The 19,087-nt window shown below is 50.6% G+C and carries 18 protein-coding genes; 5 read left to right on the top strand and 13 right to left on the bottom strand.

What is annotated here, in order from left to right:
• The 3 genes from hemL to ACZ5ZZ_RS15255 are packed head-to-tail and all read right to left on the bottom strand — an operon-like array spanning position 1 to position 3,679.
• The gene (gene hemL, locus ACZ5ZZ_RS15265) at positions 1-1,281 is read right to left on the bottom strand and encodes a glutamate-1-semialdehyde 2,1-aminomutase (protein ID WP_464118595.1); all 1,281 of its coding nucleotides are present in this window, start codon (positions 1,279-1,281) and stop codon (positions 1-3) included.
• Positions 1,269-2,777, bottom strand: a complete 1,509-nt coding sequence (gene hemC, locus ACZ5ZZ_RS15260; RefSeq protein ID WP_464140135.1) for a hydroxymethylbilane synthase — start codon at positions 2,775-2,777, stop codon at positions 1,269-1,271. The genes hemL and hemC overlap by 13 nt, the downstream gene beginning before the upstream one ends.
• Entirely contained in the window at positions 2,768-3,679 is a 912-nt protein-coding gene (locus tag ACZ5ZZ_RS15255; protein ID WP_464118593.1) for a Rossmann-fold NAD(P)-binding domain-containing protein, read from the bottom strand. Before ACZ5ZZ_RS15255 ends, hemC begins: the two co-directional genes overlap by 10 nt.
• A gap of 123 nt (positions 3,680-3,802) precedes the next feature.
• Here ACZ5ZZ_RS15255 and hemB point away from each other — a divergent pair, with 123 nt between their 5' ends.
• Positions 3,803-4,789 (top strand): porphobilinogen synthase, encoded by a 987-nt coding sequence (gene hemB / locus ACZ5ZZ_RS15250; RefSeq protein ID WP_464118592.1) that lies wholly within the window; start codon positions 3,803-3,805, stop codon positions 4,787-4,789.
• A gap of 52 nt (positions 4,790-4,841) precedes the next feature.
• On the opposite strand, the gene ACZ5ZZ_RS15245 is transcribed toward hemB, so the two are convergent.
• The 4 genes from ACZ5ZZ_RS15245 to ACZ5ZZ_RS15230 form a co-directional block, all read right to left on the bottom strand.
• Positions 4,842-5,183, bottom strand: a complete 342-nt coding sequence (locus ACZ5ZZ_RS15245; protein WP_464118591.1) for a hypothetical protein — start codon at positions 5,181-5,183, stop codon at positions 4,842-4,844.
• 162 nt (positions 5,184-5,345) lie between these two features.
• Positions 5,346-5,942 carry a hypothetical protein gene (locus ACZ5ZZ_RS15240; protein WP_464118590.1) on the bottom strand — a complete coding sequence of 199 codons (597 nt, stop codon included), beginning with the start codon at positions 5,940-5,942 and terminating at the stop codon, positions 5,346-5,348.
• Positions 5,939-6,967: a TolB family protein gene (locus ACZ5ZZ_RS15235; RefSeq protein WP_464132136.1), complete on the bottom strand. Its 1,029-nt coding sequence runs from the start codon at positions 6,965-6,967 to the stop codon at positions 5,939-5,941. The genes ACZ5ZZ_RS15240 and ACZ5ZZ_RS15235 overlap by 4 nt, the downstream gene beginning before the upstream one ends.
• Positions 6,964-7,947, bottom strand: coding sequence for an A/G-specific adenine glycosylase (locus tag ACZ5ZZ_RS15230; RefSeq protein WP_464118588.1), 984 nt, complete (start codon positions 7,945-7,947; stop codon positions 6,964-6,966). The genes ACZ5ZZ_RS15235 and ACZ5ZZ_RS15230 overlap by 4 nt, the downstream gene beginning before the upstream one ends.
• Before the next feature lie 122 nt (positions 7,948-8,069).
• Between ACZ5ZZ_RS15230 and speB the strand changes: the two genes are divergently transcribed.
• The gene (gene speB / locus ACZ5ZZ_RS15225) at positions 8,070-9,002 is read left to right on the top strand and encodes an agmatinase (RefSeq protein ID WP_464118587.1); all 933 of its coding nucleotides are present in this window, start codon (positions 8,070-8,072) and stop codon (positions 9,000-9,002) included.
• On the opposite strand, the gene ACZ5ZZ_RS15220 is transcribed toward speB, so the two are convergent.
• Positions 9,003-9,500 carry a hypothetical protein gene (locus ACZ5ZZ_RS15220; RefSeq protein WP_464118586.1) on the bottom strand — a complete coding sequence of 166 codons (498 nt, stop codon included), beginning with the start codon at positions 9,498-9,500 and terminating at the stop codon, positions 9,003-9,005. It abuts the gene before it with no gap.
• Between the two features lie 180 nt (positions 9,501-9,680).
• Here ACZ5ZZ_RS15220 and ACZ5ZZ_RS15215 point away from each other — a divergent pair, with 180 nt between their 5' ends.
• The gene (locus ACZ5ZZ_RS15215) at positions 9,681-10,406 is read left to right on the top strand and encodes a substrate-binding periplasmic protein (RefSeq protein ID WP_464118585.1); all 726 of its coding nucleotides are present in this window, start codon (positions 9,681-9,683) and stop codon (positions 10,404-10,406) included.
• Between the two features lie 40 nt (positions 10,407-10,446).
• On the opposite strand, the gene ACZ5ZZ_RS15210 is transcribed toward ACZ5ZZ_RS15215, so the two are convergent.
• From ACZ5ZZ_RS15210 to ACZ5ZZ_RS15195, 4 genes are all read right to left on the bottom strand, one after another.
• Positions 10,447-11,850 (bottom strand): sigma-54-dependent transcriptional regulator, encoded by a 1,404-nt coding sequence (locus tag ACZ5ZZ_RS15210; protein WP_464118584.1) that lies wholly within the window; start codon positions 11,848-11,850, stop codon positions 10,447-10,449.
• 100 nt (positions 11,851-11,950) lie between these two features.
• Entirely contained in the window at positions 11,951-13,807 is a 1,857-nt protein-coding gene (locus ACZ5ZZ_RS15205) for a PAS domain-containing sensor histidine kinase (RefSeq protein ID WP_464132132.1), read from the bottom strand.
• Complete coding sequence (locus tag ACZ5ZZ_RS15200) at positions 13,795-14,475, bottom strand: HAD hydrolase-like protein (RefSeq protein WP_464118582.1); 681 nt, start codon at positions 14,473-14,475, stop codon at positions 13,795-13,797. Before ACZ5ZZ_RS15200 ends, ACZ5ZZ_RS15205 begins: the two co-directional genes overlap by 13 nt.
• Entirely contained in the window at positions 14,475-15,170 is a 696-nt protein-coding gene (locus ACZ5ZZ_RS15195) for a M14 family murein peptide amidase A (protein WP_464118581.1), read from the bottom strand. Before ACZ5ZZ_RS15195 ends, ACZ5ZZ_RS15200 begins: the two co-directional genes overlap by 1 nt.
• Before the next feature lie 58 nt (positions 15,171-15,228).
• Here ACZ5ZZ_RS15195 and glmU point away from each other — a divergent pair, with 58 nt between their 5' ends.
• Together glmU and glmS are read left to right on the top strand one after the other, a co-directional pair.
• Positions 15,229-16,623: a bifunctional UDP-N-acetylglucosamine diphosphorylase/glucosamine-1-phosphate N-acetyltransferase GlmU gene (gene glmU / locus ACZ5ZZ_RS15190; protein WP_464118580.1), complete on the top strand. Its 1,395-nt coding sequence runs from the start codon at positions 15,229-15,231 to the stop codon at positions 16,621-16,623.
• Positions 16,624-16,631: 8 nt separating this feature from the next.
• Positions 16,632-18,518 (top strand): glutamine--fructose-6-phosphate transaminase (isomerizing), encoded by a 1,887-nt coding sequence (glmS, locus tag ACZ5ZZ_RS15185; RefSeq protein ID WP_464118579.1) that lies wholly within the window; start codon positions 16,632-16,634, stop codon positions 18,516-18,518.
• A gap of 59 nt (positions 18,519-18,577) precedes the next feature.
• Here the strand turns inward: glmS and ACZ5ZZ_RS15180 are convergent, their stop codons facing one another.
• Positions 18,578-19,075, bottom strand: a complete 498-nt coding sequence (locus tag ACZ5ZZ_RS15180; RefSeq protein ID WP_464118578.1) for a hypothetical protein — start codon at positions 19,073-19,075, stop codon at positions 18,578-18,580.
• Positions 19,076-19,087: the final 12 nt, after the last annotated feature.

Below are 19,087 nucleotides of genomic sequence, written 5' to 3'. Positions count from 1 at the left end.
TTACTCTGCCGCCTCAATAATGATTTGCGCAGCCTGATCCAGAAGATCTTCGGAATGGGCCATGGACACGAAACCTACTTCGTAGGCGTTTGGTGCCAGATACACGCCGTTGTTCAGGGACTTCAGGAACAAGTTCTTGAAAGTGCCACCCTGGTTTTGCGGGATCTGATCAATAGAGCGGATCGGAGCCGGTGTTTGGCCATGAATCCAGAACAAAGAGGCCACCTGGCTGACTTCCAGGTTCAGTCCTTTTTTCGCAAAGCCGGCTTTCAAAGTCTGTGCGAACTTGTGAGTTCTTTTTTCAAGAACATTCCAGCCATCCAGACGCTGCATTTTTTTAAGCGTGGTCAGACCCGCGCGCATCCCAATCGGGTTCGCACTCAAGGTTCCGGCCTGATAAACATCACCACTTGGCGCCACCATGTTCATCAGTTCCGCTTTACCGCCGTAGCAACCCACAGGGAAGCCACCACCGATGATTTTACCGTAAGTCACAAGGTCAGGACGAATGCCGGTTTTTTCAACCATGCCACCCAAACCTACGCGGAAGCCCGAGATCACTTCATCGAAGATCAGCAAGCTGCCGTTTTTCTCGCACAATTCAGCCACTTTACGCAAAAACTCCGGACGCTGAACCAAAAGACCATAGTTCGCCGGAAGAGGTTCAATGATCACGGCGGCAATGTCTTTGCCTTGGGCTGCAAACACTTCCGCCAGTTTCACTTCGTCATCCAACGGGGCCACGACGGTGTGTGCGGCCACTTCTGCCGGAATACCCGCGCTGGAGGAAGCTGCTGTTCCGGCAAGACCGCTACCGGCTTTCACCAGCAAGTTGTCCACGTGACCGTGGTAACAGCCTTCAAACTTTAAAATCTTTGTGCGACCAGTTGCCGCACGTGCCACACGCAAGGCGCTCATCACGGCTTCTGTGCCGGAAGAAACAAAGCGCAGCTTTTCCATGAACGGCAAAGTGCTGGTAATCCATTCCGCCAGCTCCAAAGAATAAACTTCGGCGGCGCCGAACGTCCAAGCGGTGTCGACCATGCGGTGAACTTCTTCTTTTACCTCTGCATCCAAGTGACCCAGAATCAGCGGGCCAAAGCTTTGGCAGAAGTCGATATATTTTTTGTCTTCAACAGAAGTCAGGAAGGCCCCTTCGGCCTGTTTGAAAAACACAGGGGCGCGATCCAAACCTTTAAAGGAACGAACCGGAGAGTGAACGCCACCAGGGGCAACTTTAAGAGCGCGTTGGAATAATTCTTCCGATGTTACTTTGTGCATTGTTTTCTCCAGTCTTCCTGATCCAAAAATATATGTAAACGCTTGGGATCGTATGATTTTTTATTTTCCAAGTAAGTGCGGATCACCAGGTGGCTGTTGCCGGGGCCTGAAGCGTGGTGTTGGGAAAGAATTTCGGGATTCTCTTCAACCGCTTTCAGGAACTGACTGCCGCTGCTCCAGAAGAAGAACTTTTTACCCTGCAGGGAGTTCTTATCCTGTTGCGCTTTCAGGGTGTAGGTCGGAACCAGGGTTATGTTTGCTTGAGCAGAGTCATAACCGTCTTCGTGGCTCAGCTTGGCCCAGGTCAGTTTTTCACCGGCCAGGATGTCCAAGCGGGCTTCTTCCTGCTCGCCAAGGCTTTCCGCACATCCGTGCACCCATATACCTTTTTGAGAGAGGTTTTTCCATGTTTTTAGACCCGCCGTCCACACAAAATCCGACCATTTCAAGTCAGCAGGCCAGGCTTCACTGCGTGCAACGAAAAGCCCTTTGGTGCCAGCTGGAATCTGGTAGGTTTTAAGCGCTTCTCGCTCGGCCGTGACGTCAGAAGACCACAGTTCGTCCGCAGCAAATTGAGGAGCAGGGGATTTTAACTCCAACTCTCTTTTATCCAGCACCTGGCCTGCGTCCGTCAGGCCTTTCAGTAAGGTGATGCGACCATAAGGGCGGGACAGCACGGCGATACCTATTTTTTGGTGGCAGCCGCCCCCGAAACTGGAAAGAACATCACGTTCTTTTTGGGCACAGTGGAATGTTTCGGGATCATGAATGGTTTTTAGGATGTCCAGAAGATCTGTGCGGGTTTTTAAAACCTCCACAGCCAGGGCTCCTTGTGCTGCCGCGTTCGGATTCACAGACAAAGGCAGCACCACCCAGTTCAATTCCTGGAAGTACTGTCGCAACTGCTGCTGTCCTTCCAGGAACTCAGGCTCTGTGGCGCTGAACAGGCGGTCAAAAGCGGCTTTGGCTACGATCAAGCCGTCTGTTTCCGGTGATTCAATCAGCTTACGCACACGAGTCAGCATGTTGCCGCGCACACTTTCAAATTTGACCTGCTGAAGACCAAAGGGAAGATGTTCCTTGAAGAAACCCGTCAGGTTGTATTCACGGCGTGGCGAAGAGCTGAAAACATTCAATGTCTTGCTGCTTTTGATTTTGTCGAAGTGGGATTTTTTCACCAGCAACAGATCGCGCTGATCGGCGCGCGGCAAAGTCGCGGCAATCACCGTTTCAGATTTGTGTTCGGTCGGAAGGTCTTTCCACGAATGAACCACCAGATCGGTTTCGCCGCGCAAAAGCTCGCCGAAGAAGTCTTCAGTGAAGACGCCTTTTTCGGGAATTTTCCACAAAGGGTCTGTGAGGTTTTTATCCCCCAGAGATTCCCGGAAGCGGTATTCGATCTCGATGTCTGGATTTTTTTCTTTGAGAGCGTCTCCGACCATGTAGGCCTGAAGACGGGCCAGATCACTTTTCCTTGCGGAAATTCTTAAGCGCATATGTCGTCCCAACCAAGTGGGCGAAGCTCTGTCCTTTGTGTGAAGGCCAGGGCTCTTTCAAGAAGAGCGGCTTTAAGGGCCTCCAGTTTAGTTGTTGTATCTTTCTTGGTTTCCTCGATCTCCGCAAAGAATTTGTGAAGACCCATGAAAGCCACATGAGGGAATTGTGTCGCCACGATTTCAGCAAGACGGTTGTCCTCGCCGCGCAGATCATAGACCGCAGAAGGACGGGTGTCTTGTTTGATCATCAGCTCGACAATGCGCTCATCAGTAAGAGGTGCAGCAATTACCAAAGCTTCGCCGTGAATATAAGCATCATTGTAAGTGGAAACAGTCAGGTTGTCGTATTTGTCGGCGAAGACCTGCATTTTGGCAGGATCACGGCAGATCACCTGATTGGACTTCTTCAGGGCCAGCCACGGCAGGATTTCCTGAGCCAGGTGGCCGGAACCGCAGATGGTCACAGAGTCCATGTCTTTGGTGTAGCGACGCAAAAGACTGCCGTAGCTTTGTGAGCCCAGTCCCACAAGATGTTGGGCGCGGGTCTTTTTCACTTCAGCCATGACAAAGTTCAACCACTTCTGATGGTCACCGAAGAGAGGGTCCTGAGCCTGTTTGCGAGATTCGACAAAGAGTTTGAATTGGCCGAACACTTCCGTTTCACCAATGATCGGTGAATGCAGGCCGCACAGAATCTCAAGCAACAAGCTTAATGCGTTTTCGCCACGAAGAATGGTGTCTTCTGGTTCAATGATATCCGCATAGTTGTTCAGCTCCATTTCAGTGCAGAACAAAATCTTGCGCAGGCAGGTTTTAAAGATGGCAGCGTCTTGAAGTGAAGCCGAAAAACCTTCCGCGAAGTTTCTATTGGATTTTCTGTGAACGAGAAGTATATCTTCCATGTGTACGTTAGGTTTATCACTAACCTTTCATTAAAGTGTCATCGAAATGTCATGGACCCTGCGGAAATGAAGCCTAAAAAATAGGCAACGACTCAATATAAGACCCCAGGGTGGAGGCCATATATGAAGCTCACTCAAAGACCGAGACGAAATCGTAATACTGAAGCTTTGCGCCAAATGGTGGCGGAGACCGATTTAAGGGTTTCCCAGCTTGTTTTGCCGCTCTTTCTAGTCGATGGAAAGGGGGAACAGCAAGAGATTAAGACAATGCCGGGCATTTTCCGTCTGAGCCCCGACATGATTTTGAAAGAAGTATCCAAAGCTGTGGATTTAGGGGTTAAGACCTTCGATTTGTTCCCGGCGCTTCCGGAAACACAGAAGGACAAATACGGGACCGAGTCTTTGAATCCGAATGGTTTGGTGCCAACGACCTTGAAAATGATCCGCGACAAGTTCCCCGATGTGACATTGATCACGGATGTGGCATTGGATCCGTATTCCTCGGATGGTCATGATGGCGTTGTGGAAAATGGCAAAATCCTGAATGATGAAACGGTGGAGCTTCTGGCGAAGATGTCTGTGGTCCATGCGCGTGCCGGAGCGGACATCGTGTCGCCTTCGGATATGATGGATGGGCGCGTGGGAGCGATTCGTGAAGCTCTGGACAATGAGGGCTTTATCAACACCGGGATTCTTTCTTACTCTGTGAAATATGCCTCGTGCTTCTATGGCCCGTTCCGTGATGCTTTGGATTCGGCGCCGAAGTTTGGCGACAAAAAAACCTATCAAATGGACTACCGCAATACGCGCGAAGCTCTTCGTGAAATTGATCTGGATGTGGCCGAAGGCGCTGACATGGTGATGGTGAAACCGGCGCTCAGCTATTTGGATGTGATTGCGAAAGTCAAAGCGCACACCCATCTTCCGGTGGCGGCTTACAACGTCAGTGGTGAATACAGTTTGATCAAAGCCGGTCACAAAGCCGGGATCATGGATGAAACACGCGGAATGGTGGAAACGCTTTATTCTATCCGCCGTGCGGGGGCGGATGTGATCTTCACGTACTTTGCTCTGCCGATGGCCGAGTGGCTCAGAAAAAATCAGAACTAAAAAAACAAAAGGGAGTCGGAAGGACTCCCTTTCTTTTTTCGAGCTCCCGCTTTTATCGGCTGCAAGGAGCCATTTTAATGTCGTAAACCCGTATGCCCGTGTCGATCTGGGCAATGATGAGGGTTTTCGTGGCAAGCTCCAGGGTCCTGATGTCGGTCAGTGCAAAATCGCCTCTGTTTTTAATGGTCTTTTGAATGATCTGTTCAATTTCTTCCAGGGTCCCCATGTAGCAGATCTTATCCGTGAGAAGAACATTGGCAGGGATCTTCGTCGCTTGGTCGATAATCGTAATTTCGTTGTAGGCGCTGACGATAATAGCAGCGCGTTGTTTAGCCTGTGCGGCGGTGGCGAACATAAAGGGCAAAGCGGTCAGGAAAAGAAGTTTGCGCATCATGAAAGTCTCCTTGTGTTTTTGTTAAAGCAGTTAAAACAAGGGCTTGCGCGGTTTATGCCAGTTGAGAATGTGGGCATATTTGTACTGAAGGCGTGGCGCCTGTTTAAGCCTCACCGGGAGTGACACCTTTGGGCACTGCGGAAGGTCTGTTTCTGAGGTGACTTATTGCTTTTGGGTCGGAGCGGGAGTCTCTGGTGCTGGTACGCTGGTGGCCGTCTTTTTTTCGTCTTCTTTGGACCAGGCAAAGGACTTCATGATCTGGTTGCAGTTCTTCAAAGACTCGCTAAAGGTGGCTTTGTCATCAAGGCAGGTCATCACAGCCACACGGTCATCATGCTTCAGAATCACCTGGCGGATTTGTTTGTTCTTCGAGCGTGACAACATGTCAACCACCAGCGCCGGACTGCCATTGAGTTCAAAGTTCTTGGCAGAGATCACCTCGAAACCATAGTTCGGGTAATCGCGCATCCATTTGCGTGTGTAAAGATCCAAAGAGGCATTCTTGGCGATTTTATCGGTGCGAATACTCAGAGTGCCTTTGCCGTTTTCCTTGGCAGCAAAGCGGACGGTGTCCAGAATGCTTTGTTCAGAGTTGGCTTGGGGCACCCAGGAGGTGCCCTCGGTTTTCAGCGTAAAGCCCTTATGCAGGAAATAAAGCCCTTTTTCCGGATTGGTCAAGGCCGAGGAGCTGGTCGCCGGGTAAGGCGCCGCCAGGGACATGACAGGAGTTAAAAAAAGAAAGGCAATAAAGGTCTTCACTCCTTGATGGTAGCTTGAGCAGGTGGTTCCAAGCAAGGGCCTAAATCAGATGGCAAAGTCACAATGTAAATTTGTTTCTTGTCCTGAAAATTACGCGTGAAGGCCAGGCGTTCGGTGGACTCATCGGACACGGTTGGGGCCGCTAACGAGTCATTTCCCTTAAAGACGACCTGTGTGCACTGCCTTTCAATGTCATAAACCTCAAGCTGGCTGTGCTTTTCCCCTTTGCGTACGATGCTATAGAAAAGACGCAGTGGGGGGCGGGGCGCAAAGAACAAATCGCGATATTCGCCCTCATTGGATTTCAGGACGGACGGGATTCTTTCTTTCAACTTGAAAAGCACCAGGCTTTCCTCGTGGGTCTTTAAGTTCTTTTCAACCCACGCGACCTGCTTGGTGTCCGGGGTCAATGCCGGGAAGCGCTTTTCCTTGTCTTTTTCCGCAGAGATCAGGCTGACCGGCAGATTCTTCAGGTCCAGTCGGTAAATCCCGGTCAGGCCACCTCGACGAGAGGTGAATAGGATGGCAGGCTTGCTGGGGTGAGGCAGGAAGTTGCTTTGACCGTCATAGCCAGGTTGTTGGGTCAGGCGCAAAATCTGTGTGCCATACAGGTCGCTCATGTACAGATCTGACGGAGGAACTTCTTTGTCGAAGTTTTTGTTCAGCAGGGGGCTTTCCTTGATTTCATCAGTGGTTGAAGAATACAGAATTTCAAAAGGACTGATGTAGATCGCATCGAAGGCATCGCCATCAGAAAACGTGATTCTGCGTTCTTTGTTCTTCACCAGATCCATTTCGTAAATCTGCGAGCCCTTGTGGCCGTTGCGCTGACGGCTGCTGTAAAGCAGTTTGCCGCCATCATCGGAAAATCGCGGATGATTGTTGTCGCCCAGGAAAGTGATCTGTTTGGAACCCTTGGCCAGCAGGTAATCCGGAGTCAGAACATCTTTGGTCACACTGAGGTGGGAGCACCCCACGGAAAGAAAACAAAGAGCCCCGATCGCCTGACTGAACCACAACTTCATATCTCAACCTTGTGCAATACTTTCTGGAGTAGTGAAGAAGGATTCACCTTCTTCAGTTCTTTCAAATTCACCCACTGCAGATTTTTACCTGCCAAGGACTTCTTCTGGGTGATTTGAATAAAGATATCATGATGGGTAATGTTGTGTTTGGCATCATAGGCTTTGGGCTTGTTTTTTTCCATGCTGATTTCCCCGGGGAAAATCAACTGTCCCTTCAGGAATGGAGCATAGTCATTCTGTACCAAAGCCACCTTATGGTCTTTGATCGCGACCAGGGGCTTCCAGACCCAGACCTCGGATTCTTTGCGTGGCTTTTTCAGTGGTAACTTGTCCACCAGATTTTTTTCCCGGGACACACAGCTGGCAGCCCAAGGACACAGCATGCAAGTCACCTTTTGTGGTGTGCAGACAGTCGCTCCGAGCTCCATCAGGGCCTGATTGACCACGTCGGCTTGTCCTAACAGGGAAAGCTGATCAGAGATCTTTTGCAGTTGATCACGTCCCTTACCACTCCACCATTCCAGTTTTAATCCATATCGCCGGGACAGCACACGAATGACGTTGCCGTCCAGAACGCCGACCTTTTCACCAAAAGCAATGCTGGCAACCGCACGGGATGTGTAGGGTCCGAAGCCGGGCAGTTGCAAAAGCTCTGCTGCGGATTGTGGAAAGCCTTTTTCGGCCAAAGCTTTGGCGGCTTTGTGCAGGTTGCGCGCGCGCGAGTAATAACCAAGACCCGCCCAGGCTTCCAGAACTTCACTTTCCGGAGCTGCTGCCAGATCCTGAACGGTGGGAAACTTTGTTAGAAATTTCTCAAAATAAGGGATCACGGCAACCACGGTGGTTTGTTGCAACATCACTTCAGATAGCCAGATTCGATAAGGATTTTTATTTTCCCGCCAAGGCAGGGCGCGATGATTCTTTTTGTACCACTGGGTCAGTTGCTTGTGATCTGTCTTGTAATCGTATGGGGCCGTCATGCGCGGTAATTTAGTCGTCGGGTCATGGCAGAGTCAATGCTGGCCCCAAAACGGGGGAGCGTCATTGCCCAACTCCGGCCTGAGGGGTAGGATAAGACTTACTTTCGATGGAGGAGTTCATCATGGAATACAAACCTCTCAGCGGGCGTGAGTTCCCGCGTTTTTCTGCAATTAAAACTTTCTTCAGATTGCCTTATGTCTCTGTGGATGCTGACTACGAGGTGGGTATCTTTGGCATTCCCTATGACGGGGGAGTTTCTTATCGTCCCGGCGGGCGCTTTGCTCCGGCCAAGGTGCGCGAGGTTTCCAGTTTGGGACGTGGTTTCCATATGACCCGTATGGAAAATTTCTTTGAAAAGCTCAAGGTTGCGGACATCGGGGATTGCCCGACAGTTCCTATTGATCAGCATCAGACTTACGAGCGTATTGAAAAGTTTGTGGGTGAAGTATTAAGTCACAACAAACGCTTCCTGGCCGTGGGAGGAGATCATTCCACGACACTTCCGGTGCTGCGAGCTTTGCGCAAAAAGTACGGTCAACCTCTGGCATTCATTCACTTTGATGCCCACCTGGATACTTATCCGGCGGCCTGGGGGCAGGAATATCATCACGGTGCCTTTGCCCGTCATGCGGTTGAAGAAGGGTTGGTCGATCCTAAAAAAATGGTTCAAATCGGAATTCGTGGCCCTTTGGCGGGCGGGGATGATCTGGACTTTGTGAACAAGCACGGCATCCGTGTCATCACAGTGGATGAAATTCGCAATCAGCCCCTGAATGACTTCCTGCGCACACTGCCGGCGTTTGATGAAACGCCGACCTATATTAGCTACGACATTGATAACTTGGATCCAAGTTGCGCTCCGGGAACGGGGACTCCGGTTCCGGGTGGTCTGACCACCTATGAAGTGCAACGGATTTTCCGTGCTTTGAAAATCCCGAACCTGGTGGGTGGCGACGTGGTGGAAATTTCACCTCCGTTTGATCATGCCGACATCACAGCTTTGGCCGGCATGGACGCCCTGTTTGAGATGTTGCACCTGTTTCAGAAGAAGTAACTAATTGCGTTCGCCGTGGGATATCACCAGAATTTGTGACCTGTTGATGTTCACGGCGATAAAACTGACGGCATTCACGCTGGGAAACCAGTAAGTGTCGGGGTCCACCCAAAAATGCTCCAACCCCTGTTTGAGCTGTAGCAAGAACCAGTGATTTTTGGCTCTTGTTTTTTCCATGATCATTCGATCTGCAGGATCTTCATAGCGATTGATTTGATGATTCATGGAACTCATCAGAGCCTCGACCAGCAGGGGCCAGGAAGCTTGCTGCAGACGCCAGTCGTTGAGGTCCTTGAGTTCCTCCAAATCCTGAAATAAGGCTTGTGTTGAGCTTTGATAGAGTTCAAAACGCAGACAGGCAAAATCCGGAAAAGATTCTTCGACGCGGTCACATTCTGCTCGTAAGGCCATTTGATCAGGAGTTGGCGGGATCTCAGTCAACGCCCAGGCCTGTGCGGAAAAACTCAAGATAAATACAATTATATTCACAGATCTCATAAACACCTCGATGTCTTGCGTGTGCAAGGCAGGATCCCTGCGTGAAAGTTTTGAGAGGCCATTTTCAAGATAGGCCCTGTCCGAGGATTGGATTTGCAGACAAAAACACTGACGACAACTTGAGAAATTCTTTATTTTTCATAATTTGAAAGTTCCGGGCAGGGTTGTTAGGATGGGCACATGAGACTAATTATATTTTTGTTTTGTCTGTGTTCGACGGCGGTCGCTCAAGAGGTCTCCACCCCGAAGCCTTTGGTGATGGGCGTTCCTTTTCAAGTGAAACGGGTCAAAGCCATCATGGAGTTCCAGGATTTTATAAGTCAGGCCTTGGCGGATGCGGGCTACAGCGTTGTTATTCAGAACACTCCAGCGCAAAGACCGTATGAGCTTCTCATTGAAGGCAAACTGGATGCGATTCTTTATGATGACAAATCCTTCTCGGAACAAAGGGATCAGACGGTCTCGCTATCCTTTCCTCTGATGCAAACCAGCGGACGAGCCTTCTATCGGGGATCCGACGCGAAGTTTCGAGAGGATCAGCTGAAGGCAGTTAAGGGCGGCATTTCGATCAACAATCATGCTCTGGTGCTGGAGGCCACTCGCCGACGTTTGAAGTTTATCCATACGACGAACCCCATGCAAAGCGTGGCCCTGCTAGTGGATGGAAAAATTGATTACTTTCTGGCGATTCGGGAAGTGGGACTGAGTGCGATAGAGGCCTATCCAGCGGCAAAGGGAAAGGTGGTTATGGGGAAGAAAGACTTTTTGACGCTGCCTTTGTTTCTGACCTTTCATAAAAAGCTGAAGCCGGACCTTCCAAGGATCGAAGCCTCGGTTCGGAAAGCACTGGCGGGGGATCTAAGCAAATATCCGCTGATTCGGGATAATCTGAACAAGAGCCCTTAAAAAGAAAAAACCCGCTGCAGGAACAGCGGGTTTTGTTTTTTTAAGTCGGGGTGACTTCGTTTGGAGGAGTCAGGCCTTTCTTTTTGATCTTCTCCACCAAAGTGGTGCGGTTCAGTCTTAGCAGGGCCGCCGCCTGGTTGCGATTCCAGCCGGTCTTTTCCAGGGCTTTCAGAATCAGCGCGTTTTCATAAGCATCGACTGCCGAGTTGAAGTCCATGCCCGCGTCGGGGATCTCCAGGCCTCCGACTTCCGCTGAAGCCGTCTTGCCGGATTTATATTTCAAAGGAAGATCAGATATGTCCACCTGGCCCTGACCTTTCAGGATGGTCATGCGTTCAACCAGATTTTCCAGTTCACGGATATTTCCAGGCCAAGGATAGTTCACAAGGCAGTCCAAAGCATCGGACGTGATGCCTGTCAGGCCACGGCCTTTGGATTTATTGAAGATATCCATGAAATGATTCAGAAGCATCGGGATGTCGCTCTTACGTTCGCGCAAAGCTGGAACAGTGATGGGAATGACGTTCAGGCGATAGAACAGGTCCTCACGGAACCGCCCATTTTCAACAGCCTCTTCCAGATTCAAGTTTGTCGCTGCGATCACGCGGACATTGACGGTGACAGTTTTGGTGGATCCCACCGGCTCGAAACTGCGCTCTTGCAAGGCGCGCAACAGCTTTACTTGCAAGGACGGTTCAAGATCACCAATTTCATCCAGGAAGATCGTTCCGCCGTCCGCCATTTCAAAACGACCCACGCGGTTGGCAATGGCTCCGGTGAAGGCGCCTTTCATGTGTCCGAAAAGTTCACTTTCCAAAAGTTCAGACGGAATCGCGCCGCAGTTGATCGGTACAAAAGGTCCTTGCGCGCGCGGAGAATTGTAATGAATCGCGCGGGCAATCAATTCTTTACCGGTTCCGGATTCCCCGGTGACCAGTACTGTGGAATCTGAATCCGCCACACGCTCGATCATGCGCAGAACATTCTGGATTTGATCACTGCTGCCGATGATCTGGTCGAATTTGTATTTCTTGTTCAACTCAGAACGCAGCTGCTGGTTTTCCTGCTGCAGTTTTTTGTGAGTCAGAGCTTTTTCGATCAAGCTCATCAGCTCTTCCAAATTGAAGGGCTTGGTCACGAAGTGGAAGGCCCCTTTTTGAGTCGCACGAATCGCAGACTCAATAGTGGCGTGACCGGTCAGGATGATCACTTCCGTGGAAGGGGTCAGGGATTTCAGGTAAGTCATGAACTCGATGCCATCGCCATCCGGCAGATTCAAATCGACAATGGCCAGATCCACCGGGGTGTCACCCTGGCACAGAACTTTGGCTTCTTCGATTTTGTTGGCAGTGATGACATTCAGGCCTTTGCGATCCAGCACTCTGAACAGAGCCGTGCGGAGCGAGGATTCGTCATCTAATATAAGCACACGTTGATTACGCATGAACCTTCCTTCCATGGTGGGTCCCAGCTGAATTTTCAGCTAGAATTAGGATAGGGGGTTTTTGACGGTACTGTCAAAAAATCCGCGCCTGGTAAGGCTTTCAGGACCTCAAAACTGGACGGGGGAAGGAAATTTTTGCCATATAAGGCTGGCCAAGAGCCGAGGAAAATTCGAGCTCGGCCTCGTGATCCCGCAGAATCTGTGATGCCACGGAAACTCCTAAGCCCATAGGAAGACTTGGATTTTTATCGGTAGGACCATTGTCTTTGATTAAAATAACGGCAGATTCCGTTTCGACATTGATTTCAATGTCGAGAAAAGCTCGAAATCCTTTTTCCTGGCGGATTCTATCTGTCAGGCGGTCGATGGAGTTTTGCAGGACATTCTTCAAAGCCTGCGCCAACAAATTTAAATGTCCTCTGACAGAAACATCATCTGCCGGGAAGTGCAGCTTCACTTCAATACCTTGGGACTTCGTTTGCAGCTCGACAATTTTCAGGGCTCGCAAACAGATTTCTTTCACGCTGACTTCGCCTTCTCGATCGGCATTTGGATCGCGAGTGAAACCCAAAAGATTTTGCACGATCTCTTTGCAGCGTTGAACACCGGCTTCCATTTCCACGACATCAGGATACAGAGGATGCTGCGGGTCCATGTCCATTTTGATCAGCTGGGTGAAGGAAAGAATTCCCCCCAGAGGATTGTTCAGTTCATGTGCGATGCTGGAGCCGATGGTTCCCAGCTCTGCCATTTTTGCAGACTCCAGGATCTGTCGCTCCATTTTCAGTTGCTGGGTGATGTCGTGGTAAAGATTCACAAACACCGGTGGTTTTTCCGAATCCAGTAGCAAACTTTGCGAATAGACCTCAAAGGTGCGCGGAGAGGAACTGCGTGACTGAACGCGGAAGTTACTGCCGCGCTGACATCCGGGGCAGGGCTCGTCGCGGTTGTAAAGGACCTTGAAGCACTTGCGTGAAGTTTCCTGGTGCGGCTGTTCTGCCAGTCGTTCTTCCAGAGCCTTGTTGGACTGAATGATGTCGTAGTTCGTATCAATCAACACAACCGGATCGGACATGGAATTAAACGTGGCCTCCCACTGTTCTTTCAGGGACTCGGATTCTTTCAGTTTCTGAATACGATCCAGTGCCAAAGCCACGGCTTCGGCGACACGGTTCAGGAAGTCACTTTCCTCGCGGGAAAAGGGATGATCCTGTGCCCGCAGGAAAAAGATCGAACCAACCTTTTCGTGCTGACGGAAGAGAGGCACCTGGTACTGGGTAAAGCTCAGCTGGCTTTGTACCTGATTGGCAAAAAGTTCGTCCTGTGGATGAAAGAACAGACGAATCCATGAAGTCTGAACCGTCGCTGCCAAAGAATCATTCAAGAGTTGTTCGATTTCCACCACTGAGCTGGCTTCATGCACCGCCATCAGGGCACGCTTGAAGCCTTCGATACGGGAGTTCGTCATAAAGAGTTTGCGGCGGGCTTCCGTCAGGAACTTGGTTCTTTTTTGAACACGTTCTTCCAGTTCAATTTGCAGGCGTTTTAGTTGCGATGTCTGTTCGCGTATCAAAAGAGCCAGATTTTCATCCTGCTTGCGCTGATTGGCCTCTTCCAGGGCGGAAAACAAATGTTGTTCCAGATCAGCATCCTGAAAGCTTTCCATCACACGCAGGAACGAGTATTCCTCGTGCAGCAAGGCCAGTTGGTTGGCGGAAAAATCCGCCGGCACCACGGCGATAAACTGGGTTGCGGGATGGGCGCGTTTTATTTCGTCGTAGAACTCGCGAAACTTCTTTCCCAAAATCAATGTCACGGACAGGGCGACCACGTCATAGGTGGAATCCTGAATCCAGTGCCAGGCCTGGTTTAAGTCCGTGGCAATGTGAGCACCCAGCTCTTGCAGGCGTGGATCCCAGGGGCCAATTAACAAAAATCCGGCCTTTAAAGTCCGCATGTGGCGATCAAATCCTTATGGTGGGAAACGGTGAAATCCGGATGGTCCTCAGGGTATTGCGGTTTTTCGCCGACGTGCTCTCCATAGGCGAAGTAGCAGGTGTCAGCACCAATGCGCTTGCCGTCACGGATCTCGCTGGACAATCGGTTGCCGATGCTAAGCAGATGTTTGGGGTCGTGCCCCTGTTTGCGAACGATGTCGCGGAAGGCGCTGTCTTTTTTCTCGCCCAGAAAACCGTTCAAAATATAGATTCCGTCGAAGAACGGGGCGATGTTCAGGGCCTTGATCTTTTTTTCCTGGGAAGGGATCGAACCGACCGTCACCAGAAACAGTTTGTAGTTGGACTTCAAAGTCTTCAGATTTTCCAGCGCGCCTGCCATCAGCGGCAGGGATTCTGGAACCTGAGGGTTGTAGAATTCTTCCAGAGCATCGTGGACGGCTTTACCCTGTTGGTTGGTGCCAAAGCGATTGACGATGCGGGTGAAGATTTCCGTGTGAGAAAGCTCAGTGGCCAGTTCGGCGCGCGCCTGCATGCATTCATCCAAAGTACAGCGCAAGCCTGCCGCCAGCATGGCCTCGCATGCACGTCGGGACGCCATCGGAACCAGCAGGCCCGAGGTGTCCAAAAGAGTGTCATCCAAATCAAATGCGAGGCTTTTGTATTTCATCAAGAATTCCGTCCTGTGATCAGCATCTGGAGGCCCGTTCTAAAGTGAGGCCATACCAGATTCAGATCGATATTTTCCTGCTCTTCGATGCACACAACCGGTGTTTGTTTTTCCAGCCAGCCGTACTGTCCCAGGCTGCCAGGGGTCGGGTAGCCAATGTCTTCGCGGGCTTCATAGCCCGTGCCGGTTGCAAGAATCTCCGCTGCTATTTTTCCGGGTTGGCCCGTGTAAACAACGCAAGGCTCCCACGAATGAAAGTGTACTATAAGCTGTGGCTTTTCGTCCTCAATGAGTTTTACCAATGCCTGAACTTCCTTTTCACTCCCGGGCGAAGGGCCAGGGTAATATCGAGGGGCCTTGGCTTCCGGGCTCCAGTCTCGGCAGGGGAAGTTGCGATTCAGGTCCACGCCATTGGCATTGGTGCGCTGATTTTGCGCGTAGCCGTCCGGGTTGATGCAGGGAATGAGAATCCAGGGGCGGATTTCCGCACTGCGGGTGGCTTCAGCCTGTTTCAGCCATTGCAGAAATTCTTCGGCCAGGCGGACACCCTCGGGTTCATCACCGTGAACACCGCCAACGAAGAGCACAGGACGTTCGGAAAAACCACTGAGACTGTGTGTTTTTTTATACAGCTCAATCGGCGTTCCCCGAATTGTTGTGGCCCAAGAAGTTTGATGAAAAATTTCTGCTTGCATGAGACAATTAAGCCTGTTTTTTTCAGAGAAGAAAAGCTTTTAAAAGGAAGTTTAAAACATGTCTGCAAATGCATCTGAGAAGTTGACGGTCATCGCTCTTGCGGCAGGAAAAGGGACGCGTATGAAGTCTCCGCTGCCAAAAGTTCTTCATCCTGTCGCGGGCCGTCCCATGATTGAAAAAGTGATTCAAGCTTCCAAACAGGCGGGTGCCGCGGAAGTGCGCGTGATTGTCGGCCATGGTCAAAATTTGGTGCGTCAGGTGGTGGAGCCCATGGGCGTGGCCTGTTATGTTCAGGACGAGCAGTTGGGAACAGCCCACGCCGTTCGTTGTGCAAAGCCTGAGACGATTGAAGGCATCGTCGTGATCATGAACGGGGATCATCCGCTGATCGAAGCGTCGGATATCAAGGATTTTGTGCGCATCTTCCGTGATGAAAAATGTGACTTGGCGGTTGTGACGGCCACACTGAAGAATCCGGCGGAGTTCGGTCGTATTGTGCGCCACAAGGGTGATCTGGCGGCGATTGTGGAAGCCAAAGATGCTTCCGCGGAAACCTTGAAGATCCGTGAAATCAACACTGGCATCTACGTGGTGAAGGCGTCTATTCTGAGCGAATATCTGCCGAAGATTCAAAATAACAACTCCAAAAAGGAATTCTACATCACCGATCTGATTTCCTTGTGCATTCAGGACAAGTGCCGTGTGCAAGCGATTCAGTCCACACCAAAAGTGGCTGTGGGAGTGAACAATCAGGTGGAACTGGCGAAGGCGACACGTTTGCTGTTTAAGCGCAAAGCCCTGCGTCTGATGGAAGAAGGTGTGCTGATGATCGATCCGCGCACTGTTTATATTGAAGACAGCGTGGAAATCGGCGCCGGGACTGTGATTTATCCCAATGTCTTTATCCGCGGCCGCAGCAAGATCGGTTCTTTCACGGTGATTGAATCCAATGCGTTTATCTCGGATTCAGAGATCGGCGACAGTGTTCAGGTGCGTGGGGGCAGCTACTTGGAAAACTCCAAGCTGCACAACAAAGTGTCTGTCGGACCTTATGCGCGTCTTCGTCCTGAAACAGAGATCTTCGAAGAAGCCCATGTCGGGAACTTCGTGGAAATGAAGAAAGTGAAGTTCGGCAAAAAATCCAAGGCCGGTCATTTGACTTATTTGGGGGATGCTGAAATCGGCGAAGAAGTGAACGTGGGTTGCGGAACTATCACTTGCAATTACGCTGCGGATAAAAAGAAATATAAAACGAAGATCGGCAATCGTGTCTTCGTGGGCAGTGATACTCAGTTTGTGGCTCCCATCGAAGTTGGTGATGATGCCATCATCGGTTCCGGCTCCACGATCACGAAGAACGTGCCAGCCAAGGCTTTGGCTGTGGCGCGTGGAAAACAGTTTGTAAAAGAAAATTATACTGCGAAAGCCCCAGTGGCTGAAGAAAAAGAGTAGGTGAGTTTATGTGCGGAATTGTCGGTTATTTGGGACCACAAAACCCTAAAGATGTGATTGTCAGCGGTTTGAAAAAGCTTGAATACCGCGGCTATGACAGTGCCGGTGTTGCTATCTTGAATCAGGGGAAAACCAAGCGTGTGCGTGCGCCTGGTAAATTGAAAGCCCTGGAAGACAAACTGGCGACAGAAACATTCGACGGTCACATCGGTATTGGTCACACCCGTTGGGCGACTCATGGAAAGCCTTCTGAGCGCAATGCCCATCCCCACCAGGTTCGTGGCATCAGTCTGGTTCACAACGGTATCATCGAAAACTATCTGGAAATCCGCGAGGAGCTTTTGGCCGAAGGGGCGGAGATCACTTCCGACACCGATTCCGAGCTGGTGGCCCACCTGATTTCCAAAGAGGTGGAAATCACCAAGGATCTGTTCAAGGCAGTTCAGAACACTCTGGAAAAAATCCGTGGGGCGTTTTCGATTTTGGTGATGTGGGAGCAAGAGCCCGATCGTTTGGTGGCCTTTAAAGACGGCCCACCGCTGGTTGTCGGCTTGGCGGAAAAAGAGATCTTCGTTGCCAGCGACGTACAGGCATTGATTCAGTACACCAAGAACTTTGTGTATCTTGAGGACCGCGAAGTAGCCTCTATCAAGGGTACGGATGTGCAGTTCTTCTCTGCCAACGGTTTCCCGATTCAGAAAAAAATCGTGGAACTGAACTGGAACCCTGAGATGGTGGAAAAGCAGGGCTATGCGCACTTCATGCTCAAAGAAATCTATGAGCAACCCCGTGCCGTGGCGGCGGCGATCGAGCCGCACGTCAACCCAGAGACCTTCTCTGTTGCATTGAAAAACATTGGCTTCGGTGGACATCCGGTTCAGAAATTGGAAGAACTCGACAGCAAAGCGGACTGGGCTAAAACGCAGGAAGTGTTCAAGGGCATTGAGCGCGTATTTATCATCGCCTGCGGGACCAGCAACTATGCCGGCATGATCGGAAAATACCTGATCGAGCAGTTGGCAAAGGTTCCTGTGGAAGTGGATATTGCCAGTGAGTTCCGTTACCGCAACCCAGTCATCCCGCCAAAAAGTCTGGTGATGACAGTTTCTCAAAGCGGTGAGACGGCTGACACTTTGGCAGCTATTCGCATGGCCAAGGAAATGGGTGCGATCACTTTGAGCATCTGCAACGTGAAGAACTCCACGATTGATCGTGAGGCGCATGGACATTTGTACATGAACTCCGGACCGGAAATCGGTGTGGCTTCCACCAAAGCGTTTACGAGCACGATGGCGGTTCTTAATACCGTGGCTATTGCCATGGCCCGCACTCGCGGTGTGATGAGCGAGGCAGAGGAAAAAGACCTGGTAAAATCCCTTCTGGCTGTTCCAAGCCAGATGGAAGGTGTTTTGGCTTACGACAAATACTTTGAGGAAGCAGCTTCTAAGTTGAAGCTTTTCCGCGGCTTCTTGTACATGGGCCGTGGCACGAGCTTCCCCATCGCAATGGAAGGCGCTCTGAAACTGAAGGAACTGGCCTACATGCACGCGGAAGGTTATGCCGCCGGTGAAATGAAGCACGGTCCTTTGGCACTGATCGATGAACGCATGGCGATTGTGATGGTGGCTCCGACAGATCATCTGTACGAAAAAACCATCAGCAATTTAGAAGAAGCACGTGCTCGCGGCGGTAAAGTGATTTCCATCGGAACAGGCGACAATGAAAAGCTTCGTGGTATCAGTGAATACTATCTGGCGATTCCGAAGGCTCACTGGACTGTGAATGCGATCTTGTCGGTGATTCCATTGCAGTTGATGTCTTACCACCTGGCATGCAATCTGGGGTACGACGTGGATCAGCCACGAAATCTGGCGAAGTCCGTCACCGTAGAATAGATCTCAAAAAACATTTTTTTTATCAAAGACTGGGGCCGGTGATGGATATCACCGGCTTTTTATTTTGGAGTCATAGTTTGGCGATTGAAATAAAGAGCCATCAGAATCAGGATGAATCCCGCTACCATGACCATCATGTGCAGGTACATAAACTGAATCCATTCGTTGCGGATCGAAATCCAGTACACGGGCTCTGGTGCCATGGGATTGGCCCGGTACAGGATTTCGTTAAGTTTGTAGTGCCCCCAGTATGACAGAATGATTTCGTCGACAAGACAGAAGAAGGTCGCTGCGACACAGATGAATTCAAAGCTCTTCCAGAGTCGCCGACGCAGAATCAGCCATAGCGAAGTGCTTAGGATCATGGCGATGTAAAGCGATTGCACCCGGGGCTCAAAGATGGGAACGGCGGTCTGATGGAACTCGATGTATTGGCGCAGCTGCATGGCAAGCAGTGTGGGATTAACGACTGTCACAAAGAAGGTCACGAAGCCCGCAAAAAGGCCTACCAGAAGGACAGTAATAAAAATAGTCGCAGTCAACAGGCGTTCGGCCATTTTGAGCTATTC

It is taken from the genome of Bdellovibrio sp. HM001 (assembly GCF_055397275.1).
The sequence above is the reverse complement of the archived record's forward strand: the minus strand, read 5'-3'. Positions and strand labels throughout refer to the sequence as shown.

Coding starts and splice junctions, on each gene's coding strand:
- hemL (WP_464118595.1), bottom strand. CDS start 1,281: ATGCACAAAGTAACATCGGAAGAATTATTCCAACGCGCTCTTAAAGTT.
- hemC (WP_464140135.1), bottom strand. CDS start 2,777: ATGCGCTTAAGAATTTCCGCAAGGAAAAGTGATCTGGCCCGTCTTCAG.
- ACZ5ZZ_RS15255 (WP_464118593.1), bottom strand. CDS start 3,679: ATGGAAGATATACTTCTCGTTCACAGAAAATCCAATAGAAACTTCGCG.
- hemB (WP_464118592.1), top strand. CDS start 3,803: ATGAAGCTCACTCAAAGACCGAGACGAAATCGTAATACTGAAGCTTTG.
- ACZ5ZZ_RS15245 (WP_464118591.1), bottom strand. CDS start 5,183: ATGATGCGCAAACTTCTTTTCCTGACCGCTTTGCCCTTTATGTTCGCC.
- ACZ5ZZ_RS15235 (WP_464132136.1), bottom strand. CDS start 6,967: ATGAAGTTGTGGTTCAGTCAGGCGATCGGGGCTCTTTGTTTTCTTTCC.
- ACZ5ZZ_RS15230 (WP_464118588.1), bottom strand. CDS start 7,947: ATGACGGCCCCATACGATTACAAGACAGATCACAAGCAACTGACCCAG.
- speB (WP_464118587.1), top strand. CDS start 8,070: ATGGAATACAAACCTCTCAGCGGGCGTGAGTTCCCGCGTTTTTCTGCA.
- ACZ5ZZ_RS15220 (WP_464118586.1), bottom strand. CDS start 9,500: ATGAGATCTGTGAATATAATTGTATTTATCTTGAGTTTTTCCGCACAG.
- ACZ5ZZ_RS15215 (WP_464118585.1), top strand. CDS start 9,681: ATGAGACTAATTATATTTTTGTTTTGTCTGTGTTCGACGGCGGTCGCT.
- ACZ5ZZ_RS15210 (WP_464118584.1), bottom strand. CDS start 11,850: ATGCGTAATCAACGTGTGCTTATATTAGATGACGAATCCTCGCTCCGC.
- ACZ5ZZ_RS15205 (WP_464132132.1), bottom strand. CDS start 13,807: ATGCGGACTTTAAAGGCCGGATTTTTGTTAATTGGCCCCTGGGATCCA.
- ACZ5ZZ_RS15200 (WP_464118582.1), bottom strand. CDS start 14,475: ATGAAATACAAAAGCCTCGCATTTGATTTGGATGACACTCTTTTGGAC.
- ACZ5ZZ_RS15195 (WP_464118581.1), bottom strand. CDS start 15,170: ATGCAAGCAGAAATTTTTCATCAAACTTCTTGGGCCACAACAATTCGG.
- glmU (WP_464118580.1), top strand. CDS start 15,229: ATGTCTGCAAATGCATCTGAGAAGTTGACGGTCATCGCTCTTGCGGCA.
- glmS (WP_464118579.1), top strand. CDS start 16,632: ATGTGCGGAATTGTCGGTTATTTGGGACCACAAAACCCTAAAGATGTG.
- ACZ5ZZ_RS15180 (WP_464118578.1), bottom strand. CDS start 19,075: ATGGCCGAACGCCTGTTGACTGCGACTATTTTTATTACTGTCCTTCTG.